Below are 26,164 nucleotides of genomic sequence, written 5' to 3'. Positions count from 1 at the left end.
GGTGAGACGGGGCCGGTTGCAGACCGGGCGCCTGAATCACCCGACAGACCCTCACCTTCCCACCCGCTGGCGCGGGCGGGCCCCTCCCTCTCCCGCAAGCGGGAGAGGGGTTGAAGGATGAAAAGAATGAACGAACTGACCAATTTCGCGAACCCGGTGGCCAAGCCGGAGACCTTCGACCAGATCCAGATCGGCATCGCGTCCCCGGACCGTATCCGTTCGTGGTCGTTCGGCGAGATCAAGAAGCCCGAGACCATCAACTATCGCACGTTCAAGCCCGAGCGTGACGGCCTGTTCTGCGCGCGCATCTTCGGTCCGATCAAGGATTACGAGTGCCTGTGCGGCAAGTACAAGCGCATGAAGTACAAGGGCATCGTCTGCGAGAAGTGCGGTGTCGAAGTCACGGTGTCGAAGGTCCGCCGCGAGCGGATGGGCCATATCGAGCTCGCCGCGCCGGTCGCGCACATCTGGTTCCTGAAGTCGCTGCCGTCGCGCATCGGCCTGCTGCTCGACATGCAGCTCAAGCAGCTTGAGCGCGTGCTCTATTTCGAGAGCTACATCGTCACCGAGCCCGGCCTGACGCCGCTGGAGAAGTTCCAGCTGCTGACCGAGGACGAGCTGCTCGACGCGCAGGATGAATATGGCGAGGACGCGTTCTCGGCCGGCATCGGCGCCGAAGCGGTCAAGATCATGCTCATGGACCTCGACCTCGAGGGCGAGCGCAAGGATCTGCTCGAAGAGCTGGCGACGACCAAGTCGGAGCTGAAGCCCAAGAAGATCATCAAGCGGCTGAAGGTCGTCGAGAGCTTCATCGATTCGGGCAACCGTCCCGAGTGGATGATCCTGGACGTCGTCCCGGTCATCCCGCCCGAGCTGCGCCCGCTGGTGCCGCTGGACGGCGGCCGCTTTGCGACGTCGGATCTGAACGATCTGTATCGCCGCGTGATCAACCGTAACAACCGCTTGAAGCGCCTGATGGAGCTGCGCGCGCCGGACATCATCGTCCGCAACGAAAAGCGCATGCTGCAGGAAGCCGTCGACGCATTGTTCGACAACGGTCGCCGCGGTCGCACGATCACGGGCGCCAACAAGCGTCCGCTCAAGTCGCTGTCCGACATGCTCAAGGGCAAGCAGGGCCGCTTCCGCCAGAATCTTCTGGGCAAGCGCGTCGACTATTCGGGCCGTTCGGTCATCGTTACCGGTCCGGAGCTCAAGCTGCACCAGTGCGGCCTGCCCAAGAAGATGGCGCTCGAGCTTTTCAAGCCGTTCATCTACGCCCGCCTCGACGCCAAGGGTCTCTCGATGACCCTCAAGCAGGCGAAGAAGTGGGTCGAGAAGGAGCGCAAGGAAGTCTGGGACATCCTGGATGAGGTCATCCGCGAGCACCCGGTCCTCCTGAATCGCGCGCCGACGCTGCACCGTCTGGGCATCCAGGCGTTCGAGCCGGTGCTGATCGAAGGCAAGGCGATCCAGCTCCACCCGCTGGTCTGCTCGGCCTTCAACGCCGACTTCGACGGTGACCAGATGGCCGTCCACGTTCCGCTGAGCCTCGAGGCCCAGCTGGAAGCGCGCGTGCTGATGATGTCGACCAACAACATCCTTAGCCCCGCGAACGGCAAGCCGATCATCGTGCCGTCGCAGGACATGGTTTTGGGTCTCTATTATCTTTCGATGATGAAGGAGAACGAGCCGGGCCAGGGCATGCTGCTGGGCGACATGGCCGAAGTGCACCAGGCACTGGAAGCCGGCGCGGTTACGCTGCACACCAAGATCATCAGCCGCGTTCCGCAGACTGACGAGCAGGGCAAGCAGTACCTCAAGCGCTATGAGACGACGCCGGGCCGCATGCTGCTGGGTGAGACGCTCCCGCAGTCGCACAAGGTGCCGTTCGAGACCGTCAACCGCCTCCTCACCAAGAAGGACGTGGGTGACGTGATCGACGAGGTCTATCGTCACACCGGCCAGAAGGAGACCGTGCTGTTCGCCGACGCGATCATGGCACTGGGCTTCCGTCACGCGTTCAAGGCCGGCATCTCGTTCGGCAAGGACGACATGATCATCCCGGCGTCGAAGGACGCCACGGTCGACGAGACCAAGGCTCTGGTGAAGGACTTCGAGCAGCAATATCAGGACGGCCTGATCACGCAGCAGGAGAAGTACAACAAGGTGATCGACGCCTGGAGCCGTTGCGGCGACCAGGTGGCGAACGCCATGATGGACGAGATCAAATCGGTTAAGCATTATGAGGACGGCCCCGACAAGGGCCGCGAGAAGCCGATCAACTCTATCTACATGATGGCGCACTCCGGTGCCCGTGGCTCGCAGGCGCAGATCAAGCAGCTTGCCGGCATGCGCGGCCTGATGGCCAAGCCTTCGGGCGAGATCATCGAGACGCCGATCATCTCGAACTTCAAGGAAGGTCTGACCGTCCTCGAATACTTCAACTCCACCCACGGTGCTCGTAAGGGCCTGGCGGATACGGCGCTCAAGACGGCGAACTCGGGATACCTGACCCGCCGTCTGGTCGACGTGTCGCAGGACTGCGTCGTCATGGAAGAGGATTGCGGTACCGAGCGCATGCTCGAGATGAAGGCGATCGTGCAGGGCGGTTCGACCATCGCCTCGCTGGGCGAGCGCATCCTGGGCCGCACCACGGCGCAGGACGTGATCAACAGCAAGACCGGCGAAGTCGTCATCCCGTCGGGCACGCTGCTCGACGAGGCGATGATCACCCAGATCGAGGCGCTGAACGTACCGGGCATGAAGATTCGCAGCCCGCTGGTCTGCGAAGCGAAGCTCGGCGTGTGCGGCAAGTGCTATGGCCGTGACCTTGCGCGCGGTACGCCGGTGAACATCGGCGAAGCGGTCGGCGTCATCGCGGCACAGTCGATCGGCGAGCCGGGCACGCAGCTGACCATGCGTACCTTCCACATCGGTGGTGCGGCGCAGCTGAACGAGCAGTCGAACCTCGAAGCGCCGGTCGACGGCACGATTGAGTATCGCGACCTGCGCCTGATCACCGACCAGCGCGGCCGCCGCGTGGTGCTCAGCCGTTCGGGCGAGATCGCGATCGTCGACATGGATGGCCGCGAGCTGTCCGTGGATCGCATCCCCTACGGTGCGTACGTCACGGTGGATGATGGCCACATCATCAGCGCGGGCGACCGGATGGCCGAATGGGATCCGTTCACCATGCCGGTGATCACCGAAACCGGTGGCGTCGTGAAGTATCAGGACGTGATCGAAGGCAAGACCCTCACCGAGCAGGTCGACGAAGCGACGGGTATCGCCCAGCGCGTCGTCACCGAGAACCGCGGTGGTTCGGCCAAGAAGGAGGACCTTCGTCCGCGCCTGACCCTGACCGGCGAAGCTGCTGCCGAGGCTGCCCGCTACATGCTGGCACCGGGTGCAGTGATCTCGGTCGAGGATGGTGCGACGGTGCAGGGCGGTGACGTTCTGGCCCGTGTGGCGCGCGAGTCTGCCAAAACCCGCGACATCACCGGTGGTCTGCCGCGCGTTGCCGAGCTCTTCGAGGCGCGCAAGCCCAAGGAGAACGCGATCATCGCCAAGGTTTCGGGCCGTGTCGTGTTCGGCAAGGACTATAAGGCCAAGCGCAAGATCGGCATCCAGCCCGAGGACGGTGGCGACATCGTCGAGTATCTGGTGCCGAAGTCGAAGGTGATCGACGTTCAGGAAGGCGACTACGTCAAGCGTGGCGACAACCTGATCGGCGGTTCGCCCGATCCGCACGACATCCTGGAAGTGCTCGGCATCGAGCCGCTGGCCGAGTATCTGGTCAGCGAAATCCAGGAGGTCTATCGTCTGCAGGGCGTGAAGATCAACGACAAGCACATCGAGGTGATCGTTCGCCAGATGCTGCAGAAGGTCGAGATCACCGATGCGGGCGACACCACCCTGCTCGCCGGCGAGCAGGTGGACCGTTCGGAGATGGACGAGACCAACGGCAAGCTGGAGAAGGGCCAGGCTCCCGCACAGGGCAAGCCCATCCTGCTCGGCATCACCAAGGCGTCGCTGCAGACTCGCAGCTTCATCTCGGCGGCGTCGTTCCAGGAGACCACTCGCGTGCTCACCGAGGCAGCGGTCCAGGGCAAGCAGGACACGCTGATCGGCCTGAAGGAGAACGTGATCGTCGGCCGTCTCATCCCCGCCGGTACCGGCGCGGGCATGAACCGGTTGCGGGTCGCCGCATCCTCGCGCGATGCCTCGCTCCGGGTGGCGCAGCGCGCGATGCAGGGTGCTGCGATCATCGCGGCGAACTCGGCCGAGGAACTGCGTGCGGCGGAGAAGGCCCGCAGCGTACGCGAAGAAACCGGCACGGGCGACGACGCACTGGCGAGTGTGGTCCCGAGCGGCCACGGCACCGATGCGGATGCGGGCGAGTATCTGAACGAGGAGTGAGAACCCCTCGTCGGCCGCTTCAAGCGCTGACCTGAAAAACCGCCGTCCGGGAAACCGGGCGGCGGTTTTTGCTTGTCGGGAGCGGTTGGGAGCAAGCGGCGTACGGCGGGTATGAGAAGATCGGCTTGGCGGCTGCTCCGGTTTCGGGCTTAAAGGCGCAAATCCTTCGGAAGGCTCGCCGCATGCACAAGATCCACGTCGCTCTTCTGGCCGCCACGATGCTCGCGGGCGCCGCTCAGGCCCAGCAGGCAAGCTTCAACGACATCCCCCCGGCCTTCACGGCGCCCAACCAGGCGAATGATTATATCCGTCGGGAGGTGATGGTGCCGATGCGCGACGGCACCAAGCTGTTCACCGTCATCATGATCCCCAAGGGCGCGACGAACGCGCCGATCCTGCTTACCCGTACGCCCTACAACGCGGCCGGCCGCACGCGCCGGATGGACAGCACCAAGATGACCTCGATGTTGTCCGAGGGCGATGAGGTCTTCGTGAAGGCGGGTTATATCCGCGTGTTCCAGGACATCCGCGGCAAGTATGGCTCGGAGGGTGACTACGTCGTCACGCGGCCGCCGGTCGGCCCACTCAACCCCACCAAGGTCGACCATACCACCGACGCCTGGGATACGATCGACTGGCTGGTGAAGAACACGCCGGAGAGCAATGGCAAGGTCGGCATGCTCGGCTCTTCGTACGAGGGCTTCACCGTCGTCATGGCGCTGCTCAACCCGCACCCGGCGCTCAAGGTGGCGGCGCCCGAAAGCCCGATGGTCGATGGCTGGATGGGGGACGACTGGTTCCACCACGGCGCCTTCCGCCTCGCGAACATCGGCTGGATCGCCAGCCAGACGGGCTACAAGGGTGCAGGCAAGTCGCCCCCGGGCGGCGGCTATGACGATTACGACACCTTCCGCCGCGTCGGCTCGGCAGGCGATTGGGCCAAGCAGTTCGGCTATGACCAATTGCCCTTCTGGAACCGCATGGCCGCGCATCCGGCCTATGACGCGTTTTGGCAGGGGCAGGCGCTCGACAAGCTGCTCGCCAAGAACCCGTCCAACGTCCCCACTCTCTGGGAGCAGGGGCTGTGGGACCAGGAGGACATGTACGGCGCGATCCATGCCTTCGAGGAGCTCCAGAAGACCGGGCAGGCCAACAACAACTTCCTGATCATGGGCCCGTGGCGGCATTCGGGCTTCAACTATAACGGTTCGTCGCTGGGCGCGCTGAACTTCGAAGGCGACACCGCGCTCCAGGCGCGCCGCGACGTCCTGCTGCCTTTCTTCAACGCCTATCTGAAGGACGGCGCGCCCGCCTTCTCTCCGCCCAAGGCGATGCTCTACAACACCGGCGAGAACCGCTGGGACCGCTACGACCAGTGGCCGCTCACCAGCAAGCTCACCCCGATCTATCTGCAAGCCGGGTCGGCGCTCGGCTTCGATCCTTCAGGCCGGGGGGAGGACAGCTATGTCTCCGATCCCGACAAGCCCGTGCCGCATCTGCCGCGCCCGGTGAACTTCGATGACGGGCGCTGGAAGACCTATCTGTTGTGGGATCAGCGCTTCGTCGACGGCCGCCCCGACGTGCTGACCTATTCGACGCCGGTGCTCGACAGACCCGTCCGCGTGACCGGCGCGCCGATCGCCGACATCTTCGCCAAGACCACCGGCACCGATGGCGACTTCGTGGTCAAGGTGATCGACGTCTATCCCGACGAGATGGCGAACACGCCCGAGATGGGCGGCTATCAGCTGCCGATCAGCATGGACATCTTCCGCGGACGCTACCGCAACAGCTTCTCGAACCCGTCGCCGATCCCCGCGAACAAGGTTCAGGAATACAAGTTCCGCCTGCCCGCGGTGAACCATGTGTTCCAGCCCGGTCACCGGATCATGGTCCAGATCCAGTCCTCGCAATTCCCGGTATACGATCGCAACCCGCAGAAATACGTGCCGAATATCTTCTTCGCGAAGAAATCGGATTACCAGAAGGCGACGGTGTCGATCGTCTATGGCGGCGCGCAGTCGAGCAGCGTCATGCTGCCGGTGGTTCCGATCGGCCCGCGGTAAGGGCGCGACGAAACCCCTCAATCCTGTGTGCAGCGGACGACTAGCCTATCGTCCGCTGATACGCGAAATCAGCGTCCCAGCGACGCCAGCGACTCCGCCGCGCGGACCTTGGACTCCACCACCGCGGCGGTGAACCGCTCGATCGCGCGCCGCGTGCGGCGCAGCGGCGTGTCGGCCTCCGCGCGCTCGTCCAACAGCTGGCTGCCCCAGCCATGCGCCAGCGCGCGAACCTGCGGCGCCAGGTCCAGGCGCGGTATTGCCGCATCAAGGACGACCGAGGGGAAGGGCAGGGCGGTGCGCGGCGAGGCGAACCGCTCGCGCAGCGCCTCCACATGCTCGTGCTCCTCGTCCATCGGCGCCAGCAGCAACGCGCCAGCCACCCGCGACACATAGGCAGCGGGAGACAGGCGCGCCCACCACGCCGCTGCGAAGCAAGCCGCGCCTTCGGCCACCAGCACCACCGCCCGATCCGCCTGCGTCACTGCAGCGTCGATGCGCGCCCCCAGCAGGTTACGCTCCGCTGCGGTATCCGCCCTGAACGGCACATAAGCCTGCCGGCTCGTCTGCAAGCCGATCATGGCCGCCAGATCGATCGGCCCATGGGCGGACAGGGTCACCAGCGAGAAATCCCGGGCTATAAGAGCGGTCACGGCACTTCCTTCCGACACGACGGCGCTCAACCTACTCGGCAAGCCGCATCCCGCGGTACAAACGGTCGCTTGCCCGCGCGAAAGCGGAGCTTCACAATCGGCGCCGCGCTTCGCGGAAGGTGGCACCATGCGTCTCGCTCACTGGTTGTTCTCCTACGGGACCCTGCGACAGACGGAGGTGCAGCGCGAACTCTTCGGGCGTGTCCTGGAGAGCGAAGCCGACGTCCTGCCGGGCTTTCGGAGCGAAATGCTGCAAATCACAGACCCCGACGTGCTCGCGCTGAGCGGCTTGGCGCAGCATCCCGTGCTCCGTCGGGGATCGCCTAGCGACCTCGTCTCAGGCGCGGCACTTCGCGTGACGGATGAGGATCTGGCGCGCGCTGATACATATGAAGTCGCGGACTATGCCCGCATCGCCGTGACCCTTGGCTCTGGCCGCAGGGCGTTCGTCTATGTGCACCGCGACGACGCGCCGTAGAGAGCGCTTGCGCCGCCTTCGCGGCACGCTACTCCGGACAGGAACCACCGGGAGGGACTGACCGAATGAAGACCTGGAGCATCGCGCTGGCGCTGGCTTCCGCCGCGCTACCGGCCGCCGCGCAGGCGCAGGCAGCACCCTCGGCAGCCGCCCGGCTGAACGTGGAGCATCGCTATTTCACTCTGCCCAACGGGTTGAAGGTCGTGCTCACCAGGGACGAAATCGCGCCGACGGTCACCGTCGCAGTCTATTATGGCATCGGCTTCCGGGTGGAGCCGCGCGACCGTACCGGGTTCGCGCATCTGTTCGAGCATCTGATGTTCCAAGGCTCGAAGCACGCGCCCAAGGGCGTGTTCGACACCACGATCACCAATGCGGGCGGGATCAACAACGGCTCCACGCGGTTCGACTTCACCAACTATTATGAAGTGGTGCCGTCGGGCGCGCTCGAGCGGATGCTGTGGCTGGAGGCCGACCGGATGGCCAATCCGGTGATCGACCAGGCGGTCCTCAAGAACCAGCAGGGCGTCGTCGGCAACGAAGTGAAGGTCAACGTCCTCAACCAGCCTTACAGCACCTGGCCGTGGATCGACCTGCCGATGCTGGCCAACACCAACTGGTATAACAGCCACAATTTCTATGGCGACTTGAGCGAGATCGAGTCCGCCACGGTCGCCGACGCGCAGAGCTTCTCCAAGGCGTTTTACCGCCCGGGCAACGCCGTGCTCGTGATCGCGGGCGACATCGACTATGATGCGGCCCGCGCGATGGTGAACAAGTATTTCGGGCCGCTTCCCTCGGCTGCGCCGGTGGCGCTGCCCGACATTGCCGAGCCCCGCCAGACGGCCGAGAAGTTCAAGAGCCGTGTCGACGCGCTCGCCCCGAAGCCTGGCTATGCCGCCGGCTATCATGTGCCGCCGCGCGGTACGCCGGAATGGTATGCGATGGGCTTGATCGACCAGATCCTGCTCCAGGGCGACGACAGCCGGCTGTACACCAAGCTGGTCCAGGAAGAAGGGATCGCCGGGGAGGTCGACGGCGGCATCAATGGCGATCTGGGCAACATGTTCAATTATCGCGGACCGATGCTGTGGAGCTTCAGCTTCGCGCACGATCCCGGCCACTCCACCGCGGCGATCACCCAGGCGGTCGACGCGGTGATCGAACGGATCCGAACCACGCCGGTGTCGGAGGCCGAGCTCCAGCGGGCCAAGACCAAGATGCGCTCGGACCTGTATGGCGAGATCGACTCCGGGGGCCGCATCGGACTGGTCGATCTGCTCGCGGTCCACGCGTTGTTCGACAATGATCCCGGCGCGGTGAACCGGCTGGAGGACGGCTTCGCCAAGGTGACGCCGGCGCTGATCCAGAAGACCGCGCAGGAGTATCTGCGCAAGACCAACCGATCGATCTACGTCGTCGAGCCCGGCGCCGCCGCCGGTACCGCCCAGCGCCAGGGAGCCAAGTGATGAAGCGCTCGATGTCCGCCGTTTTCCTGACGCTTTGCATGGCCGCGCCTGCGCTGGCGCAGGACTTCCCGCCGCCTCCGCCGATCGCGGAGCCCAAGCCGTTCCGGCTGCCGGCCACCGAAACCTATACGCTGCCCAACGGCATGCAGGTGACGCTGATCCCCTATGGGCTCGCGCCCAAGACGGTGGTGTCGCTCCACGTCCGCGCAGGCGAGGTCACCGAAGGTGACTTGACCTGGCTCAGCGAGCTTAGCGCTGCAATGCTAAAGGAAGGGACGGTGGGCCGGAGCGCAGGGCAGCTCTCCACCGCCGCGGCAGACATGGGCGGCAGCCTGAACGTAAGCGCCGGCCAGCAACTCACCATCATAGGCACCGACGTCCTCTCGGAACATGTCACCGACGCGATTACGCTCATTAGCGATGTGGCAATCCGCTCTGACTTTCCTGCAGAGGCTCTCCCGCGGGTCAAGGCGAACCTAGGCCGCCAGCTGTCGGTCGCCCTCTCACAGCCGGGCACGCTTGCTGATATTGCGTTGCAGCGTACGGTCTATGGGCCCAATCATCCCTACGGTCGGGTTGTGCCGACACAAGCGCAGCTCAACGGCTACACGCTGGACCAGGTTCGCGGCTTCCACCGCAGCCAGTTTGGCGCGCGTCGTGCGCATCTCTATATCGCCGGGCGTTTCGACGCGGCTGCGGTCAAGGCTGCTGTGGCGCAGCGCTTCTCCAGCTGGACGCCAGGCCCGGAACCGCTGACAATCGTCGCTCCGCACCAGCCTGGACCAAAGGTCATACTGGTCGACCGGCCGGGTGCGCCGCAGACCACCCTGCGGCTCGCCTTCGATGCGGCACTGGCCGGCACCGAGGCGGACATCCCGCAGCGCGTGACCAACTCGCTGCTGGGCGGTGCATTCAGCTCACGCATCACCACCAACATCCGCGAGACCAAGGGTTACACCTATTCGCCAAGCTCTTCGATCGGCTTCACGCCGGGCGAGGCCTTGTGGAGCTTCGATGCCGACGTGACTACCAACGTTACCGGCGCAGCGCTGAGCGAGGTGTTCAAGGAAGTGCGGCGCATGCAGACCGAGGCCGTGCCCGAAGAAGAGGCGAGGGGCATCCGGACATATATGGCGGGCACCTTCGCGATTGGGAACTCCACTTCGCCCGCGGTAGTGAGCACGCTGGCCCAGCGCGACCTGCTGGGGCTGCCGGTCGACTGGACCGAGCGGTATGTGCCCGCGGTGCTGGCGGTCACGCCGGCGCAGATGATGGCATCCGCCAAGGCGTCCTATCCGCTGAACAAGATGACGCTGATTGTCGTCGGCGATTTGAAAACGGTGGTTCCGCAGCTGAAGTCGGTGCCTGAGCTCAAGGGCATTGCATTCCAGACTGTCACCGTACCCTGACCCTCAACTCCGCCGCCAAGCTGCGGCGAGCGGTTGTGCAAACGAGGCTGCGTGCAGCGCAAGTTCAGCTTGAAACGGGTAGGGCTGCGTGGTGCATGCTGTGAGGAACAAGCGCGCGTTCGCACGCGCATCGTTGCGGGCGATCGCTGCCGGGCTGGTGAGTGCCGCGGGGCCGCTATGGGCTCAGGACGTTCCGGTGCCCGCTACCCCGCCCAGTTCGGAGACGACCCTGCCCGGCGTGGTGCCGGAACGCTTCAGTCTCGCGCCGCCTCGGCCTACTCCGACGCCTACACCCGTCCCCAGCCCGACACCTGCGCCGAGCCCTGCCGCTGCGGCACCTGCGCAGGAACGCCGGGCCCCGCAGCCTGTCCGAACGCCTGAGCCGCGGGCGTCGAGCCCTGCGGCCGTGACCCCGTCGCCAGCTGTCCCGACTGTTGTCCCTACGCCCGAGTCTGTGGCTGCCGCACCGCAGGTGCCCGTTGCAACGCCGGAAGCGGTCGCAACGCCTGCCCCTTCAGCGCCGCCTGCCGGGGGTTGGCCGGCGTGGTTATGGGCATTGGTGGGGGCCGCCGGGGCGGGGCTGGCATTTGGCGTCTATCGTCTGGTTTTGCGGAGGCGGGAGGCGGATGAAGTGCCCGTCGAAGCCGAGCCCGCGCCCATTCTTCCAAGCGCGCCTGTACGCGATCCGGTTCGCGTTCCCCCGGTACGTCCGGTCGCCAGGAAGCCTGTACCAGCGCCCAGCCCTCAGCCAGCGCCCGCAGCCCCGCCGGCGAGCGCCGAACCCTTCGAGATCGTTGCGCGGCCACAGCGACTGGATTTCACGTCTGAGGACCTGGTGCTGGAACTCGAACTGCTGATCGGCAACCGCCAGGTGGAGGCCGCGGAGAACGTCCGCGTCCAGCTAGCACTGATCAGTGCCAGCCCCGATCAGGACCGCCACGCCGCCAGCTTCCATGCCGCCACGATGTTGGGCGACAGCGCAGTGCCGGCGTTCGATCTCGCCGCTGGCGCGGGTGGGCGCCTGCCGGTGCGCCTTGCCCTGCCGCGGGATGCGCTGCACATCGTGCAGGCCGCAGGACGGCCGATGTTCGTGCCGATGGTACTGATCGATCTGCGCTGGCGCGCGGGGATCTCGATCCGGCGGTTTGGTGCCGACTTCATGGTCGGAACGGCGGGGCAGGGGCCCAAGCTCGGGCCGATCTGGCTGGAACGGCCGACGAGCGCGCCGCTCGCAGCCACCCGGTACCTGCCGCGCCAGGTTGCCGCCGCGTAGGTCGCGGATCGATGCTATTATTGGAGGCGCTGCGTGTCCGTCGTTGGCTGACGTGCTTTCCAGGAACATCCGGGCTCTTTTTGAAGCGCTTGAGCCTCATCTTGAGGCGACGCCTGTGCTCGGCCTCGGAAGGTCGCGCCATCTCGGGGGCGCCGAATAGATCTGGCGCCATAAGAAAAGGGCGGCCCGTTGCCGGGCCGCCCTCTCCATTTCGTCTGCCGTGAAGCAGAAGAAGCTTACTTGACCTCGACGGTCGCGCCGGCTTCTTCGAGCTGCTTCTTGATCTTCTCGGCTTCGTCCTTCGACACGCCTTCCTTGACCGGCTTCGGAGCGCCTTCGACGAGCGCCTTGGCTTCGGTCAGGCCGAGCGAGGTGATCGCGCGGACTTCCTTGATGACGTTGATCTTCTTGCCACCGTCGCCGGTGAGGATCACGTCGAACTCGGTCTGCTCTTCAGCAGCCGGAGCAGCGGCGCCGCCGCCAGCGGCCGGAGCAGCTGCAACGGCAGCAGCGGCCGAGACGCCCCACTTCTCTTCGAGCAGCTTCGACAGCTCGGCTGCTTCGAGAACGGTCAGCTCGGACAGCTGGTCGACGATTGCGTTAAGGTCAGCCATGATAAACTCCAATCAAATCAGATAGGTTGTTGAATATTGGTCTCGAAGGAAGGGGCCGCTTAGGCGGCTTCCTTCTCCGCATATGCCGAAAGGACGCGCGCAATCTGCGCGGCCGGCGCCTGGGTGATGGTTGCGATCTTGGTCGCGGGAGCAACGATGAGCCCCACGATCTTGGCACGCAGTTCATCCAGCGACGGCATCGTCGCGAGCGCCTTCACGCCCTCCACATCAAGCAGCGTCGCGCCCATTGCTCCGCCGACGATTTCGAGCTTGTCGTTCGTCTTGGCGAATTCCGCGATGACCTTGGCCGCAGCCACGGGATCGGCGGAAGAGGCGAGCGCCGTCGGACCCGTCAGCAGGTCCGAGATCACCGAATAGTCGGTGCCCTCTGCGGCAATCTTGGCAAGCTTGTTCTTCGAGACCTTATAGCTCGCACCGGCGTCGCGCATCTTGTTGCGGAGGTCCGTCGACTGCTTGACGGTCATCCCGAGGTTGCGGGTGACAACCACCACGCCAACTTCGTTAAAGGTGCGATTCAGCTCGGCAACGGCGTCAGCCTTCTGGGAACGATCCATGCCGGTCTCCTCGTTAATGAAGCCTGTAAGGGCTCCGGTTACACAAGTCCGAGGGGCACGATCGTCAGCCGGAGAGTAAACCCTGGCATGACCCGGAAGCTCCAGTGAAGGAACTCCGTGAAAATCTGTCCCCGTCTTGGCGAGAAATTAAGACCGGCATATTCCGGTCACTCGCTGTCTCGGACGGAACGCCGTGGGCGCAAGCACCCAGGCGAAGCCGCGCACTTACACTCGCGGGATCAGAAGTCAACCGATTCTCCGGCTTTGCGCCGGGTTAACGGGTCTCGCCCCTGTGCCCCGCCGGCACAGCTGGAATCGGGGGGTGGGCAGACGGCGAAACAGCGGCAATATCCCGGGTCATGATGCAGTCACACCCGCTTCTCGCCTCCCTTCGCCGAGCAGCCCGCCTGCTTGTTCTGCTGACCCTGTTGTCGCCGCTGTTCCTGGCGAGACCCGCGCTGGCCGGGCAGGGGCCGATCGTTACCGAGATACTGGCCCCCGATGCCGATCTGGAGCCGGGAGAGTATCTCTGGGAGCCCGCGCGTGCGGCTGCCGGCCGTCTGGAGATCGTCGCGGACGTGGCTCGGGACCGGCTGTACGTTTATCGCGGCGGCGTAGAGATCGGACGCACGATCCTGATCTACGGCAACGACGACAAGCCGACGCCGCTGGGATCGTTCAAGATCCTGGAGAAGGATCGCGATCACGTCTCCAATCTCTACAATGCGCCGATGCCGTACATGCTGAGGCTCACCTGGACGGGGATCGCGCTCCACGGCAGCGGCGACACGGTCGACAACCGCTATGCCACGCATGGCTGTATCGGCCTGCCCGACGAGTTCGCCGCCTTGCTGTTCCGGTCGGCCAAGCTGGGCGACCGGGTGACGGTGACGCGCAACTGGCTGCCGCAATTCTACAGCTAAGCTACTGAGACAAAAGAAAAGGGCCGGGATCGCTCCCGGCCCTTTCTGATTCAGGTCCTGCGAAGGATCAGACCGCGGCGACTTCCGCCGTGTCGACCTTCACGCCCGGGCCCATCGACGACGAGAGCGCGACCTTCTTGAGGTACTTGCCCTTGGCGCCGGTCGGCTTGGCCTTGACCACGGCGTCAACCAGAGCGTCAAAGTTCGCGCGCAGGTCCTCAGCCGGGAACGATGCCTTGCCGATGCCGGAGTGGATGATGCCGGCCTTTTCGACGCGGTACTCGACCTGACCGCCCTTGGCGGCTTCGACGGCGGCAGCGACGTTCATGGTCACGGTGCCGAGCTTCGGGTTCGGCATCAGGCCCTTGGGACCCAGAACCTTACCGAGGCGGCCGACGAGGCCCATCATGTCCGGGGTGGCGATGCAGCGATCGAAGTCGATCTTGCCGCCCTGGATGGCTTCCATCAGGTCCTCGGCACCGACGACGTCCGCGCCGGCAGCCGTGGCTTCCTCGGCCTTCGCGCCGCGGGCAAACACGCCGACGCGAACGGTCTTGCCGGTGCCCTTGGGCAGGGTCACCACGCCGCGGACCATCTGGTCGGCGTGGCGCGGATCGACGCCCAGGTTCAGCGCGACTTCGACGGTCTCGTCGAACTTGCTGGTTGCGTTGGACTTCACCAGCGCGATCGCTTCATCGACGCCGTGCAGCTTCTCGCTGTCGATCGCCCAGGTCTTCTGCTTCTTGGTCAGCTTGCTCATCGGTTCAGCCCTCCACGACCTGAAGACCCATCGCGCGGGCCGAGCCCTCGATGATCTTCGTGGCCGCCTCGATATCGTTGGCGTTCAGGTCCTTCATCTTCGCTTCGGCAACCGCAGCGACGGCCGAACGCTTGATGGTGCCCGCGGAAACCTTGCCCGGCTCCTTCGAGCCCGACTTGAGGTTGGCGGCCTTCTTCAGGAGATACGTCGCCGGGGGCGTCTTGGTCTCGAACGAGAAGGAGCGGTCCGCATAGACGGTGATGACGGTGGGAAGGGGCGTGCCCTTTTCCTGGTCACCGGTCGACGCGTTGAACGCCTTGCAGAATTCCATGATGTTCACGCCGCGCTGACCCAAAGCAGGGCCGATCGGGGGCGAAGGGTTGGCGGCGCCGGCCGGCACCTGCAGCTTGATATAGCCGGTAATCTTTTTTGCCATTTTCACTCACTCTGTAGAGGACGGGCCGAAACCGCGTCCGTTCAAGTTTAGCGGTGCAAGCGACGATCCGAAGACCGCCTCCCGCGGGGTACGCCTGCTACTGGGGGCTTTCGCCCCGACTTTGCCCTCGCTCTCCCACCGAAGTTAGGAAAGTTCAGGCCAAAGACCTGTTTTTACTTCACGCGCTCGACGTCTTCGAAGCCGAGTTCCAACGGAGTCGCGCGGCCGAAGATCGAGATCGACACCTTTGCACGGCTCTTGTCGTAGTCGAGTTCCTCGACGACGCCCGAGAAGGTCGCGAAGTTGCCCGAGATGACGCGGACGGTGTCGCCAATGTCGTAATCGACCTTGAGCTTCGCCTTGGGCGCAGCGGCTGCGGCCTCATCCTTGGTGTTCAGGATGCGCGCGGCTTCGGCCTCGCTGATCGGCTGCGGCTTGCCCGAGGAACCAAGGAAGCCCGTCACCTTGGGTGTGTTCTTCACGAGGTGATAGACGTCGTCGTTCATCTCGAGCTTTGCGAGCACATAGCCCGGGAAGAACTTGCGTTCCGATTGCACCTTCTTGCCGCGGCGAACCTCGGTGACGGTCTCGGTCGGAACCTCGACCGCATCGACCAGCCGGTCCAGGCCGAGGCGCGTGGCGTCGGCCATGATCTGGTCGCGAACCTTGCCTTCGAAACCCGAATAAGCGTGAATGATGTACCAGCGCGACATTTGTTTTTCCTTATTTCGCGAGGCTGAGGAGGAAGCGCACGATCGCGTCGAACATGGCGTCGACGCCGAAGAAGAACGCGCCGAGCATCGTGGTCATAATCATGACCATGACGCCGGTCATCACCGTCTCGCGACGCGATGGCCACACGATCTTCTTGGTCTCGGCCTGGACCTGCTTCACGAATTCGACGGGACTGGTCTTGGCCACCGGTGGCTATCCTCGCTTCAAACTTTGTTCCTAAAGCGAGGCATGGGTCCGCTGCCGGGTCCTTCGAGAGGAGCCGGCGGTTTCCCATCACGCTGTCGGATTGGGTTGCGTACCTAGCGAGGTGATCGGGAAAAAGCAAGACGCCGCGGGAGAAGAGGGCGTGCGGACCGAGCGCGACTTGATCAGAGAAAGGCCAGCGCCGCAAACCCGCCGACGAGGAGGATCAGGAACCCCCATGCAAAATAGTTCAGCCGCTTTTCGATGAACGCCTGGACCGGCTCGCCGAACCGCTTGAGGAGCGCGGCGATGATGAAGAAGCGAGCGCCTCGAGTGATGGCAGCGAGGATCACGAACAGCGGGAAGTTGAACTTGGCGATTCCGCTGGCGATCGTCACCAGCTTGAACGGGATCGGCGTCAGCCCCTTCAGCAGGATGATGGCCGCGCCATATTGGCCATACATCGCCTGAAACTGACCGACTTTGTCCTGCATATGGTAGAGGTTGATGACCCACTGGCCGACGCTTTCCAGCAGGAAATAGCCGATCGCGTAGCCGAACATGCCGCCGATCACCGATGCGATCGTGCACACCGCAGCGATGCGGTACGCCTGGTCGCGGCGCGCGAGCACCATCGGCACCATCATCACGTCTGGCGGGATGGGGAAGAAGCTGCTTTCCGCGAACGACACCGCGGCAAGGCTGCGCATGGCATGGCGATGATGCGCCAAGCGCAGGACCCAGTCGTACAAGGCGCGGAACATCGGAACTCCGGAGCAGATCGGCGGGGCCCGCCGCGCCCATCCGCAGGCGCGGAAGGTGGATGCGACGGTGCGGAATGCGTTGCACCGCCTATGGCAGCGAGGCGTGCCCGTGGGAAGAGGCTGGCAGCGTGGGCTCGCCAGCCTCAGAGGTTCGTCGACAATCGCACCCTAGTGGGCGCTGGCCTTCTCCGCGCCTATTCCGGTTTCCGACCGAATGCGCTGCGCGAGGTATCCGCCGCGATCGACCGCCGCGCGTCCGCTCCTGTCCAGCAGCGACACGAGCCAAATCGTCAGGAAAGCGGCCGGCATCGAGAAGAGCGCCGGCGAACCATAAGGGAAAACAGCCTGAGCATTGCCCAGCACGGCAACCCACACCGCCGGCGACAGGATCGTCAGCCCCAGTGCGAGCGTCAGCCCGACGCTTCCGCCTGCCACGACTCCCTTGGTGGTGCAATCTCGCCAAAGCAGCGACATGATCAGCACCGGGAAGTTGGCGGATGCGGCCAGCGCAAAGGCGAGCGACACCATGAAGGCGACGTTCTGCTTTTCGAACACGATCCCCAAGGCAATCGCCACGGCCGCAAGCACGAGCACGGTCGCGCGCGACACTCGAAGCTCCGCCGCCTGATCGGTGCGGCCGCGGCGGAAGACGCTGGCATACAGGTCATGGCTCACCGCCGATGCGCCGGACAGAGTGAGGCCGGCCACAACCGCCAAGATCGTCGCGAACGCGACCGCCGAGACGAAGCCGAGGAAGAGATCACCGCCGACTGCGTGGCTGAGATGGATCGCGGCCATGTTCCCTCCGCCACGGATCGCGCCGCCCACTTCCAGATAGGACGGGTCCGTTGCCACCAGCACGATTGCGCCGAAGCCGATCACGAAGGTGAGGATGTAGAAATAGGCGATCCAGCCCGTCGCCCAGAGCACCGAGGTCCGGGCAGCCTTTGCGTCGGGCACGGTGAAGAAGCGCATGAGGATGTGGGGCAGCCCCGCGGTGCCGAACATCAGTGCGAGGCCGAGCGAGATCGCGGACACCGGATCCTTGATGAAGCCGCCCGGACCCATGATGCTGCGGCCTGCCGCTTGTGCCTCCGCCGGGGATGCGCCGGAGGCTAGCGCCGCCGAGGTCTTCACTTCTACGGCGCGGGCGAACAGTGCCTCGGGCGAGAAGCCGAAGCGCCACAACACGGCGGCGGCGATGAAGCTCGCCGCTCCTAGCAGCAGGACCGCCTTGACGATCTGTACCCAGGTGGTGGCGATCATTCCGCCGAAGAGGACGTAGAGCGTCATCATGACGCCGACGATCGCCACCGCATAGGGATAGGGTAGTCCGAACAGCAGCCGGATGAGCTGCCCGGCGCCGACCATCTGAGCAATGAGGTAGAACAGCACCACGAGCAGGGTCGATGCGGCGGCCAGACAGCGGACCGGAGTTTGCGCGAACCGGAAGGATGCCACATCGGCAAAGGTGTAGCGGCCGAGGTTGCGCAGTCGTTCGGCGATCAGGAACAGCACGATGGGCCAACCCACCAGAAAGCCGATCGAGTATATCAGGCCGTCATAGCCATCGGCATAGATCTGCGCGGAGATCCCCAGGAAGGACGCCGCGGACATGAAGTCTCCGGCAATGGCGAGGCCGTTCTGGAAGCCGGTGATGCCGCCGCCTGCGGCGTAGAAATCGGCGGCCGTCCGCGTGCGGCGGGCGGCCCAACGCGTGATTGCCAAGGTGATCGCCACGAAAGCGGCGAACATGGCGATGGCGGGCCAGTTGGTCGCGCCGCTCATGGTCGAACCTCGCGACCGAGCGCCGCCACTTCGGGGTCGAATTCGGTATTGGCGCGCCGGACATAGAAGCCGGTGAGTGCGAGCGCGACGAGGATCACGCCCAACCCCAATGGTATGCCAAGCGTGGTGGCGCCGCCCGCGATCGGCTGCGCGAGCAACGGCTTGGCAAAGGCGACCAGCAGGATGAAGCCGAAATAGGTGACGAGCATCAGCGCCGTGAGTATCCAGCCGAGCCTTCCGCGCCTACGCACAAGCCGCTGATATCGTGGGTTGTCGGTCAGCTCGGTCAGGCTGGACTCGGTCGGCGCCATCTAGCTGTTCCCCTTCATCAGCGAGCGAAGGCATAACGGCAGGCAGCAGGCTGGAAGGCAAGCGATTGTTGAACTGCGCCCGCCCGCTGGTGGAGCGGCGGCACAGATCCATGCCGCCGGTCAGGCGAAAACTAACGCAAATCCTACGCCGAATAACGGGCCCCGACATCGAATTGCTATGCGGCAGGGCATAAATCCCGCCTGCATGGAAACCCGAACCCACTCGCACGGGGCATGGCCTTAGCCTGCCTGCGCTAACGCGTTCGAGTCAGCCGTGCCTGTGCAACAATATCAGGAGCGTCCCAAGTGGCGTCGATCAACGATCCGGAGCCCGACCAACGCGGCTCGATATTCTTTGTAGGTCAGGATGTCGCCGGCCATTGGCTGGTTCAGGAAAGCAACGGGCAAATGGAGGGGCGGTTCGTCTCCTTCGCAGCGGCCATGGGGTTCGCGCGCGCCGAACGGCACGCCTTCCACGCTGAGGTCGTCGTGTCCGCCAGCCCGCTCGTGCCGCACGTCCCGTTCACGCCGGTAGGTGCGGACGAGCGGGCGATGGCACGCGCCGCCTGAGCCTTAGCCTCCAGGAGTTTCAGATGATCGCGAATATAGCCCCCGTGGCGCGTCGCCGGCGCCCACTTTCCGTCCGGCCGAAGCAGCAAGCAGACCACCTTCGTGGGTTCCCTGCGCAGGACAGTCGCGCAGCGGGGATCAAACAAGCGCTTGAAGATTTGCACGAGGCAGGCCGCCACAGCGTCCGCATCGTGGACTTGGATTGCGGCGCCGGATGCCTGCTGATCCACGCCGCGAGGTACGCGCGCGCGCTGGGTTTCACGGCGGTGGAGGGCCGAGGCATCGATGGCGTGCCGCAACTGATCGGGCGCGCGCGTGCCGCCGCAGCGCGGCTCCACGAGCCGGCGATCGGCCTGAGCTTCGACGTGGAAGACGTGGGAATGGCACTGGAGCACGAAGCGGAATTTCCAGCCGACATCGTGCTCTGGCGCCGCTCCCTGGCTTTTGAAGAGGGCGGGATGCTTCAGGCGCTGCGGCGATGCGGGCGTCATGTCCTGATCGACGATGGCGCGTGCAGCCTCGGGACGGGGCGGCGCGGGTGACCAAGCGGGATCTGCGTTGGCGCTTGGGCGGCGTTGCTCTGTTCGCCGCTGCCGCCGGGCTTGGGCTCGCCTCGAGTGCCGGTGTGTTGGCCGAGCTGCCGGGCCTGAGCATCTCGCTCGGGCTGGTGGCCTTCCTCTTGTACATGGCCGGTGCCGTGCTCGTCATCCAAGGCGAGCGCCTTCCGACCGCCTGGCGGAGCCTGGGCGCTGGCAGGCGGCCACAGCCGCTGCCTAGCCGGCAGGGTGCCGAACGCGCACGGCTTTCGCCGACCCGGCGCCGGGACATGCGCCACGCCCGCCATCACCACTAGGCCGCCATCGCCGCCGCCGCGCGTGCTCCGCGACGGACGAAGATGGCAGGTTCGGAGACCGATATGCGCTTCTTCCACGATCAAAGCGGGATACTGCACGCCGAAAATGTGTCGCTTGCCGAGGTGGCGCAGGATGTCGGGACGCCAGTCTATGTCTATTCGGCTGGGGCGCTGCGGGCCGCTGCCCGCGAGTTCCGCGCGGGGCTGCACGGCATAGCGCGCAAGCACATCGCGTTTGCGGTCAAGGCGAACCCCAACGTCGCCGTGCTGCACCTGCTGGGCAATGAAGGCTTTGGCGCAGACATCGTGTCCGACGGCGAAATGCGTCAGGCGCTTGCCGGGGGGATGCGGGCGGAAGACATGATGTTTTCCGGAGTCGGCAAGACCGATGGCGAGATGATCGCGGCACTGGATGCCGGAGTCGGGCAGTTCAATCTGGAGCTCGAAGCGGAAGGCGTGCTTCTCTCGTCGCTGGCACAGGCGCGGGGAAAGCGCGCTTGTGCCGTGTTGCGGATCAATCCCGACGTAGCGGCAGGCACGCACCCGAAGATATCGGCCGGCCGGAGCGCCAACAAATTCGGGGTACCGGTCGGCGAGGCAGGCGCCGTGTATCGCCGCCTGGCGCAGTTGCCTGGGCTGGATCTTCGAGGGATAGCGCTCCACATCGGCAGCCAGATCGGCGATCTCGCCCTGCTGGAAGATGCCTATCGAGCGGCTGGCGCCTTTGTACGCGCGTTGCGTGCGGAAGGTCATTCCGTCACCCATGTCGACCTTGGCGGCGGGCTGGGCGTGGCGTATCACAGCGCCGAACACTTTCCGGCACCGGCAGCCTATGGCGCGATGGTTCAGCGGGTGACCCGAGATTGGGACGTCACCTTGATGTTCGAGCCGGGCCGGCTGATCGCGGCAGCCGCCGGCGTGCTCCTCACCCGCGTGATTTGGGTGAAGCCGGGCGCCGAGTGCCCGCATGTCATCGTCGATGCCGCGATGAACGATCTCGCCCGGCCGGCCCTCTACGATGCCTATCACCATTTCGCCGCCGTGCGGCCGACCCGTCACCAGTTCGGCGCGAATGTCGCAGGGCCCGTGTGCGAAAGCGGCGACACCTTCGCCAAGGCGCGGTCGATCGATGCCGTGACGCGCGGTGACCTGGCGGTTTTCCATACTGTGGGTGCCTACGGAGCCTCAATGGCTTCGACCTATAACAGCCGCGCACTGGTGCCCGAGGTGCTTGTCGACGGAGACAGGTACAGCGTGGTCGCGGATCGCGTGGAGCAGGGCCAGGCATTGCTGCGTCAGCACTTGCCGAATTGGCTTGTGGAACACGCGCCCGCCTGAAGCCGTCGTGATGCTGCCGGGCCTAAGGCCTATCTTCAGCCCGGGCGGCTGAAAACACGTTCGTCATGTGGAGGACGAGCAGATCCTCGCGGGGCCTGGGAGAAGCCGTGTGGAGGCGAAGAAACAACACGCCTTCGATCGTCCACATTATGGGAACGACATCGAATGGCAGGGGCGCTCGGATTCGAACCGAGGGCCTTCGGTTTTGGAGACCGACGCTCTAACCAGCTGAGCTACGCCCCTGTGCGGGTCGTGGCATTAGCGAGCCGCGGCACGCTGGGCAAGAGCGATCATGCAGCCACGCTGCCGCCGACTTGCCGCATCGCCAGAACGCGGGCCTCCTGGACAGGGAGCGGGCGCCCGAAATAATAGCCTTGCACCTTCGAGCAGCCGAGCTGCTGGACCATGTGGTGCTCCTCCTCCGTCTCGACGCCCTCGGCCGTGGTAGCCATGCCGAGGCTGTCGGCGAGTGCGACCACCGCGCGGATGATGGCGATGGCTTCCTTGGTTCCCCTGGAAGCACCCTGAACGAAGCTGCGGTCGATCTTGATCGAGCTGAACCGAGTGTGCGCGAGATAGCCGAGCGACGAATAGCCGGTTCCGAAATCATCGAGACTGAGGCGGACGCCCAGATCGAGAATGCGTTCGAGCACCTGAAGCGCCTGCGTGCCTTCGCGCATGAATACGCTTTCGGTCACTTCGAGTTCGAGCCGCTCCGGCGGCAGCCCGGATTGGGCGAGTGCCTGCGCCACGACCGATACGAAGGCCGGGTTGTGCAGTTGTTCGGGGCTGACATTGACCGCGACTCGGACGGGCAGGTCCCAGCGCGCCGCCTCGTCGCAGGCGGTGCGCAGCACCCATTCGCCGATCGGCGCGATCAGCCGTGCTTCCTCTGCCAGCGGTACGAACTTGGCCGGAGAGATGTTGCCGAGTTCGGGATGGGTCCAGCGCAGCAGCGCCTCGAAGCCGGTGAGTTGGCCGCTCGCGGCGTTCACCACCGGCTGATAATTGAGATGCATCTCGCCATTCTCGAGCGCGGCGCGAAGCGCGATCTCCAGCACGCGCCGTTCCTCGGCGACGACGTGCAGCTGCGGCTCATAGGCATGATATACGCCGCCGCCCGCGTCCTTGGAGCGGTAGAGTGCAAGATCGGCCGACCGGATCAGCATCTCGGCGCTGCGGCCGTCGCGCGGTCCGATCGCGACGCCCACCGATGCTCCGATGTAAAGCGTGTGCTGATCGACTTCATATGGGCGCGAAAGGACGTCGATGATGGTGTGGGCGAGCCGCTCGGTACGGGCGGTGTCCGTGGCGTCGCGAACGACCACCGCGAACTCGTCGCCGCCGAGGCGACCGATCATCTCGTTCTCATTCACCAGCGTCTGTAGCCGTTCGGAAACGCGCCCGAGCAGCCGGTCGCCGACAGGGTGGCCCAGCGTGTCGTTGACGGCCTTGAAGCGATCCAGATCGATCATCATGAACGCGCAGCGCGAGCCCCATTTCTCCGCTTCCTGCATCGCGCGCTGCAGCGTTTCATTGATCAGCAGGCGGTTGGGCAGGCCGGTGAGCGTGTCGAACCGCGCCATCTTGTTGATCTTGTCGGTCGATTGGCGCTGCTCGGTGACATCCGAGCCGACTCCGCGAAATCCGCAGAACGCGCCGCGTTCATCGAAACGCGGCGAGGCCGACATCTGCCACCAGCGCTCTTCGCCGTCGACGAAGACGGGTAGCAGGAGATCGCGGAACGCTTCGCGGCTCTTGAGCTTCTCTGCGAGCGCGCGCAGGCCGGCGGAGAAGTTGCCGGCTTCCCAGGTCGGGCCGGCCAGGAGCTGGAGGAAGGGCATGCCGTTCATGGTGATCGGATCGACCCCGAGCGACACCGCGAAACGCGGATTGGCCCGGGCGATCCGGCGCTGGGCGTCGATTTCCCAGAGCCAGTCCGATCCGCTTTCCTCGAATTCGCGCAGCAGCAGGCTGACGGTCTCGTCGCGCTCTGCCAAGGCGATCTCGTTCGCCCGGATCACGACCAGCGATTTCCCGCGGACCAGTGTGGCCATGACGAGCAGCACCGTGAACAACGCAGCAGCAGCAGCCAGCACGGGCGAAGCGATCCGCAGCAGCGTGACGCTGATCGCCACCCCGATGCTCGACACGAAGGTGATGGTGGCCAGAGGAAGCGCCGCCATGGCCACCGCCGACGCGGTCATGATCAGGGACAGGATGATCCACAGGCCCAGTGCGGCCTGCGCATCGGCCCGGTAGCCATAGGCGATGGGGAGGACGGCCCAGATCAGCCCGAGCGCCGCGCCTTCGTAGAAGGTGTCGCGAACTTCCTTGAGCTCAGCGGTGACGGCGTCGCGGTTCCGTTTGGACAGACGGCGAAACGTCACGGTGCAACTGACCGCTGCAACCAGCGCGGACCAAGTGGCGAGCTGCCACAGCGGGACGAGCGGCGCGAGCAGCAGGGTAATCAGCGCGGCACCGACCAGATTGGCAGCGAGCATAAACAGTGCAAGCTGGCTGCCGGCATGCAGCTGGGCGGCCCGGATCGGCCCCCAATTGGTCGTGTCGGCCGGGTCGCGGAGGCCGAGCAAGGCGCGCGCGTCGATATGCGGCCGGGCGAACTGGGAGGAGATCTGGCTAGTCACCCGTCGACCCTAGCCGCGGGTGGTTAGCGATAAGTTGAATTCGCCGTCAAAGCGGGCTTTTTTTGCATCACTTTGATTGCAGGATAGCGCCGGGTGGCGCCCGTCAGGCGGCGATGTCGTAGGGCTTGATCTCACCGTTCAGATACAGGTTGCGCGCCTTCGCCCGGCTGAGCTTGCCGGAGCTGGTGCGGGGCAACGTACGCGGCGGGACGAGCTCGATGACGCAGTTCATGCCGGTGACCGAGCGGACGCGCTCGCGGATCTCGTCACGAAGCCGGACGCGCTCCTTTTCATCGGAGGTGCGGCACTGGACGAGCACCGCCGGCGTCTCTTCGCCGCCGGGCGTGGTGATCGCAAAGGCAGCGATGTCCCCCTGCTTGAACCCGGGCAGCTGCTCCACGGCCCATTCGATATCCTGGGGCCAATGATTCCGGCCGTTGACGATGATCATGTCCTTCGCCCGGCCGACGATGTAGACATACCCTTCCGAGATATAGCCCATATCGCCAGTATCGAGCCAACCATCCTTCATGCAGGCGTCCGTCGACTCAGGGTCACGGAAATAGCCGACCATGACCGAGGGGCCGCGGCACCAGACCTTGCCGATCGCCTTTTCCGGAAGGGGGGTGCCATCCTCTTCGCGGACTTCGACTTCCATGTCCTTCACGGGCCTGCCGCAATTGACGATGGCGCGGAAACGCTGCGGCCGCCCGGCACGCTCGCTGCCGCCGGAAAGCTGCGTTTCCTCGACCAGCTCAACGATGATGCCTTCGCCCGGGGGCATGATCGACACGGCCAAGGTGGCTTCGGCCAGGCCGTAGCTGGGCAGGAAGGCGCTCGCCTTGAACCCGGCATCGGCAAACGCATCCACGAAGGACTGCATCACGTCGGGACGGATCATGTCCGCACCGTTGCCGGCCACGCGCCAGCGCGACAAGTCAAACCGTTCGGACACACGCGTCTGGCTCGACATCCGGCGGGCGCAGATATCGTAGCCGAAGGTAGGCGAGTAGGAGAGCGTGGTGCCGGTGTTGCGGCTGATGAGGTCGAGCCAGGCGAGCGGGCGCCGGGCGAAGTCCTCGGTCTTCAGGTAATCGGTCGAGACCTGGTTGGCGACGACCGAGAGGAAACAGCCGACCAGCCCCATGTCGTGGTACCATGGCAGCCACGAGACGCAGCGGTCGGTTTCCTCCAGCTGCATGCCGTGGCTGTGCGCCGACAGGTTGTTGAGCAGCGCGTGATGCGTGATCGCCACACCATGCGGGAAGCGCGTCGAACCGCTGGAATACTGCAGATAGGCAATGTCGCCGCTGTTCGCCTGGGGCAGCGCGGTCTCCAAAGCGGTACGGGTGCTGAACTCCGACCAGTCGATGCCGGCGACATCCGACAGGTGCGCAGCCTCTGCGCACATCGCGCCGATCTCGGGCGGATAGATCAGCATGCTGGGATCGCAGCTGTCGAGCTGGACGCGCAGCTGGTCGATATAGGACTGCGCGCCCCCAAAGCTGGTCGGCAGCGGAAGCGGCACGGGCCATGCGCCGGCATAGATGACGCCGAAGAACAGCGAGGCGAACTCCGCACCCGTTTCTGCCACCAGAGCAATGCGATCCTGTGGCTTCACGCCGGCTGCGATCAGGCGATAGGCCTGGAGCAGCGCGTCCTGGCGAAGCTCGGAAAACGGGTAGGGACGCACGAGATTGCCGCGCGCATCGTGAAAGTTCAGGCCGCGCCGACCTGAGGCCGCATAGTCCAGCGCCGCACCGAGCGTGTCGAAGTCCGCAAAACGACGCGGCAGAGCATCCTCAGTAGCAGTGGGGGCGAGCATTGCGGCCGCGGCCTGGCTCTCAAGCGATACCTTAACGTCCAAATCCATTCTTTATCTCATGCCCCTGCATGCTGCAG

23 protein-coding genes and 1 tRNA gene are annotated in these 26,164 nt (G+C 64.9%); 11 read left to right on the top strand and 13 right to left on the bottom strand.

Annotation, left to right across the window (positions count from 1 at the left end; translation table 11 throughout):
- Positions 1–126 precede the first annotated feature (126 nt).
- Together rpoC and LZ586_RS05765 are read left to right on the top strand one after the other, a co-directional pair.
- Positions 127–4,419, top strand: coding sequence for a DNA-directed RNA polymerase subunit beta' (rpoC, locus tag LZ586_RS05770; RefSeq protein ID WP_235078711.1), 4,293 nt, complete (start codon positions 127–129; stop codon positions 4,417–4,419).
- 182 nt (positions 4,420–4,601) lie between these two features.
- Entirely contained in the window at positions 4,602–6,485 is a 1,884-nt protein-coding gene (locus tag LZ586_RS05765) for a CocE/NonD family hydrolase (protein ID WP_235078710.1), read from the top strand.
- 68 nt (positions 6,486–6,553) lie between these two features.
- Here the strand turns inward: LZ586_RS05765 and LZ586_RS05760 are convergent, their stop codons facing one another.
- On the bottom strand, positions 6,554–7,135 hold the full coding sequence (locus LZ586_RS05760) for an alpha/beta hydrolase (protein ID WP_235078709.1): 582 nt from the start codon (positions 7,133–7,135) through the stop codon (positions 6,554–6,556).
- Positions 7,136–7,262: 127 nt separating this feature from the next.
- Between LZ586_RS05760 and LZ586_RS05755 the strand changes: the two genes are divergently transcribed.
- The 4 genes from LZ586_RS05755 (at position 7,263) to LZ586_RS05740 (ending at position 11,764) form a co-directional block, all read left to right on the top strand.
- Entirely contained in the window at positions 7,263–7,613 is a 351-nt protein-coding gene (locus LZ586_RS05755; protein ID WP_235078708.1) for a gamma-glutamylcyclotransferase family protein, read from the top strand.
- Between the two features lie 65 nt (positions 7,614–7,678).
- Positions 7,679–9,082 (top strand): M16 family metallopeptidase, encoded by a 1,404-nt coding sequence (locus tag LZ586_RS05750; RefSeq protein ID WP_235078707.1) that lies wholly within the window; start codon positions 7,679–7,681, stop codon positions 9,080–9,082.
- Positions 9,082–10,491 (top strand): M16 family metallopeptidase, encoded by a 1,410-nt coding sequence (locus tag LZ586_RS05745; RefSeq protein ID WP_235078706.1) that lies wholly within the window; start codon positions 9,082–9,084, stop codon positions 10,489–10,491. Before LZ586_RS05750 ends, LZ586_RS05745 begins: the two co-directional genes overlap by 1 nt.
- Positions 10,492–11,326: 835 nt before the next feature.
- Positions 11,327–11,764, top strand: a complete 438-nt coding sequence (locus LZ586_RS05740; protein WP_235078705.1) for a hypothetical protein — start codon at positions 11,327–11,329, stop codon at positions 11,762–11,764.
- Between the two features lie 236 nt (positions 11,765–12,000).
- Here the strand turns inward: LZ586_RS05740 and rplL are convergent, their stop codons facing one another.
- Positions 12,001–12,378, bottom strand: coding sequence for a 50S ribosomal protein L7/L12 (rplL, locus tag LZ586_RS05735; protein WP_231028463.1), 378 nt, complete (start codon positions 12,376–12,378; stop codon positions 12,001–12,003).
- A 59-nt stretch (positions 12,379–12,437) separates the two neighbouring features.
- Positions 12,438–12,953 carry a 50S ribosomal protein L10 gene (gene rplJ, locus LZ586_RS05730; RefSeq protein ID WP_235078704.1) on the bottom strand — a complete coding sequence of 172 codons (516 nt, stop codon included), beginning with the start codon at positions 12,951–12,953 and terminating at the stop codon, positions 12,438–12,440.
- Between the two features lie 359 nt (positions 12,954–13,312).
- Here rplJ and LZ586_RS05725 point away from each other — a divergent pair, with 359 nt between their 5' ends.
- Entirely contained in the window at positions 13,313–13,876 is a 564-nt protein-coding gene (locus LZ586_RS05725) for a L,D-transpeptidase family protein (protein WP_235078703.1), read from the top strand.
- Between the two features lie 67 nt (positions 13,877–13,943).
- On the opposite strand, the gene rplA is transcribed toward LZ586_RS05725, so the two are convergent.
- From rplA to LZ586_RS05690, 7 genes are all read right to left on the bottom strand, one after another.
- Positions 13,944–14,636: a 50S ribosomal protein L1 gene (gene rplA / locus LZ586_RS05720; protein WP_235078702.1), complete on the bottom strand. Its 693-nt coding sequence runs from the start codon at positions 14,634–14,636 to the stop codon at positions 13,944–13,946.
- A gap of 4 nt (positions 14,637–14,640) precedes the next feature.
- Positions 14,641–15,072, bottom strand: coding sequence for a 50S ribosomal protein L11 (gene rplK, locus LZ586_RS05715; protein WP_235078701.1), 432 nt, complete (start codon positions 15,070–15,072; stop codon positions 14,641–14,643).
- Positions 15,073–15,245: 173 nt separating this feature from the next.
- Positions 15,246–15,785 (bottom strand): transcription termination/antitermination protein NusG, encoded by a 540-nt coding sequence (gene nusG, locus LZ586_RS05710; protein WP_235078700.1) that lies wholly within the window; start codon positions 15,783–15,785, stop codon positions 15,246–15,248.
- Between the two features lie 10 nt (positions 15,786–15,795).
- Positions 15,796–15,993, bottom strand: coding sequence for a preprotein translocase subunit SecE (gene secE / locus LZ586_RS05705; RefSeq protein WP_235078699.1), 198 nt, complete (start codon positions 15,991–15,993; stop codon positions 15,796–15,798).
- Between the two features lie 182 nt (positions 15,994–16,175).
- A complete protein-coding gene (locus tag LZ586_RS05700) occupies positions 16,176–16,754 on the bottom strand; it encodes a YqaA family protein (protein ID WP_235078698.1) in 579 nt (192 codons plus the stop codon).
- 168 nt (positions 16,755–16,922) lie between these two features.
- On the bottom strand, positions 16,923–18,542 hold the full coding sequence (locus LZ586_RS05695) for a cation acetate symporter (protein WP_235078697.1): 1,620 nt from the start codon (positions 18,540–18,542) through the stop codon (positions 16,923–16,925).
- Complete coding sequence (locus LZ586_RS05690; protein ID WP_235078696.1) at positions 18,539–18,853, bottom strand: DUF485 domain-containing protein; 315 nt, start codon at positions 18,851–18,853, stop codon at positions 18,539–18,541. The genes LZ586_RS05695 and LZ586_RS05690 overlap by 4 nt, the downstream gene beginning before the upstream one ends.
- Positions 18,854–19,159: 306 nt before the next feature.
- On the opposite strand from LZ586_RS05690, the gene LZ586_RS05685 reads away from it, so the two are divergent.
- The 4 genes from LZ586_RS05685 (at position 19,160) to lysA (ending at position 21,614) form a co-directional block, all read left to right on the top strand.
- The gene (locus LZ586_RS05685; protein WP_235078695.1) at positions 19,160–19,423 is read left to right on the top strand and encodes a hypothetical protein; all 264 of its coding nucleotides are present in this window, start codon (positions 19,160–19,162) and stop codon (positions 19,421–19,423) included.
- A gap of 23 nt (positions 19,424–19,446) precedes the next feature.
- The gene (locus tag LZ586_RS05680) at positions 19,447–19,965 is read left to right on the top strand and encodes an SAM-dependent methyltransferase (RefSeq protein ID WP_235078694.1); all 519 of its coding nucleotides are present in this window, start codon (positions 19,447–19,449) and stop codon (positions 19,963–19,965) included.
- Complete coding sequence (locus tag LZ586_RS05675) at positions 19,962–20,276, top strand: hypothetical protein (protein WP_235078693.1); 315 nt, start codon at positions 19,962–19,964, stop codon at positions 20,274–20,276. Before LZ586_RS05680 ends, LZ586_RS05675 begins: the two co-directional genes overlap by 4 nt.
- A gap of 63 nt (positions 20,277–20,339) precedes the next feature.
- Positions 20,340–21,614 (top strand): diaminopimelate decarboxylase, encoded by a 1,275-nt coding sequence (lysA, locus tag LZ586_RS05670; protein ID WP_235079741.1) that lies wholly within the window; start codon positions 20,340–20,342, stop codon positions 21,612–21,614.
- Positions 21,615–21,780: 166 nt separating this feature from the next.
- Here the strand turns inward: lysA and LZ586_RS05665 are convergent.
- The 3 genes from LZ586_RS05665 to LZ586_RS05655 all read right to left on the bottom strand — a co-directional run bounded on the left by LZ586_RS05665 (position 21,781) and on the right by LZ586_RS05655 (position 26,135).
- A tRNA-Trp gene (locus LZ586_RS05665) sits at positions 21,781–21,857 on the bottom strand.
- Positions 21,858–21,904: 47 nt separating this feature from the next.
- Positions 21,905–24,262 (bottom strand): putative bifunctional diguanylate cyclase/phosphodiesterase, encoded by a 2,358-nt coding sequence (locus LZ586_RS05660; protein ID WP_235078692.1) that lies wholly within the window; start codon positions 24,260–24,262, stop codon positions 21,905–21,907.
- 103 nt (positions 24,263–24,365) lie between these two features.
- Positions 24,366–26,135 carry a fatty acyl-AMP ligase gene (locus tag LZ586_RS05655; protein ID WP_413777319.1) on the bottom strand — a complete coding sequence of 590 codons (1,770 nt, stop codon included), beginning with the start codon at positions 26,133–26,135 and terminating at the stop codon, positions 24,366–24,368.
- Positions 26,136–26,164 lie beyond the last annotated feature (29 nt).

Source organism: Sphingomonas sp. S2-65, assembly GCF_021513175.1.
Classification (GTDB): Bacteria; Pseudomonadota; Alphaproteobacteria; order Sphingomonadales; family Sphingomonadaceae; genus Sphingomonas.
The sequence above is the reverse complement of the archived record's forward strand: the minus strand, read 5'-3'. Positions and strand labels throughout refer to the sequence as shown.

What these genes read in the sequence shown, in the direction of transcription:
- nusG (WP_235078700.1), bottom strand. Translation starts at nt 15,785, where the DNA reads ATGTCGCGCTGGTACATCATTCACGCTTATTCGGGTTTCGAAGGCAAG.
- LZ586_RS05750 (WP_235078707.1), top strand. Translation starts at nt 7,679, where the DNA reads ATGAAGACCTGGAGCATCGCGCTGGCGCTGGCTTCCGCCGCGCTACCG.
- rplJ (WP_235078704.1), bottom strand. Translation starts at nt 12,953, where the DNA reads ATGGATCGTTCCCAGAAGGCTGACGCCGTTGCCGAGCTGAATCGCACC.
- rpoC (WP_235078711.1), top strand. Translation starts at nt 127, where the DNA reads ATGAACGAACTGACCAATTTCGCGAACCCGGTGGCCAAGCCGGAGACC.
- LZ586_RS05765 (WP_235078710.1), top strand. Translation starts at nt 4,602, where the DNA reads ATGCACAAGATCCACGTCGCTCTTCTGGCCGCCACGATGCTCGCGGGC.
- rplA (WP_235078702.1), bottom strand. Translation starts at nt 14,636, where the DNA reads ATGAGCAAGCTGACCAAGAAGCAGAAGACCTGGGCGATCGACAGCGAG.
- rplL (WP_231028463.1), bottom strand. Translation starts at nt 12,378, where the DNA reads ATGGCTGACCTTAACGCAATCGTCGACCAGCTGTCCGAGCTGACCGTT.
- LZ586_RS05725 (WP_235078703.1), top strand. Translation starts at nt 13,313, where the DNA reads ATGATGCAGTCACACCCGCTTCTCGCCTCCCTTCGCCGAGCAGCCCGC.
- LZ586_RS05680 (WP_235078694.1), top strand. Translation starts at nt 19,447, where the DNA reads ATGATCGCGAATATAGCCCCCGTGGCGCGTCGCCGGCGCCCACTTTCC.
- rplK (WP_235078701.1), bottom strand. Translation starts at nt 15,072, where the DNA reads ATGGCAAAAAAGATTACCGGCTATATCAAGCTGCAGGTGCCGGCCGGC.
- LZ586_RS05755 (WP_235078708.1), top strand. Translation starts at nt 7,263, where the DNA reads ATGCGTCTCGCTCACTGGTTGTTCTCCTACGGGACCCTGCGACAGACG.
- lysA (WP_235079741.1), top strand. Translation starts at nt 20,340, where the DNA reads ATGCGCTTCTTCCACGATCAAAGCGGGATACTGCACGCCGAAAATGTG.
- LZ586_RS05695 (WP_235078697.1), bottom strand. Translation starts at nt 18,542, where the DNA reads ATGAGCGGCGCGACCAACTGGCCCGCCATCGCCATGTTCGCCGCTTTC.
- LZ586_RS05745 (WP_235078706.1), top strand. Translation starts at nt 9,082, where the DNA reads ATGAAGCGCTCGATGTCCGCCGTTTTCCTGACGCTTTGCATGGCCGCG.
- LZ586_RS05700 (WP_235078698.1), bottom strand. Translation starts at nt 16,754, where the DNA reads ATGTTCCGCGCCTTGTACGACTGGGTCCTGCGCTTGGCGCATCATCGC.
- LZ586_RS05690 (WP_235078696.1), bottom strand. Translation starts at nt 18,853, where the DNA reads ATGGCGCCGACCGAGTCCAGCCTGACCGAGCTGACCGACAACCCACGA.
- LZ586_RS05655 (WP_413777319.1), bottom strand. Translation starts at nt 26,135, where the DNA reads ATGGATTTGGACGTTAAGGTATCGCTTGAGAGCCAGGCCGCGGCCGCA.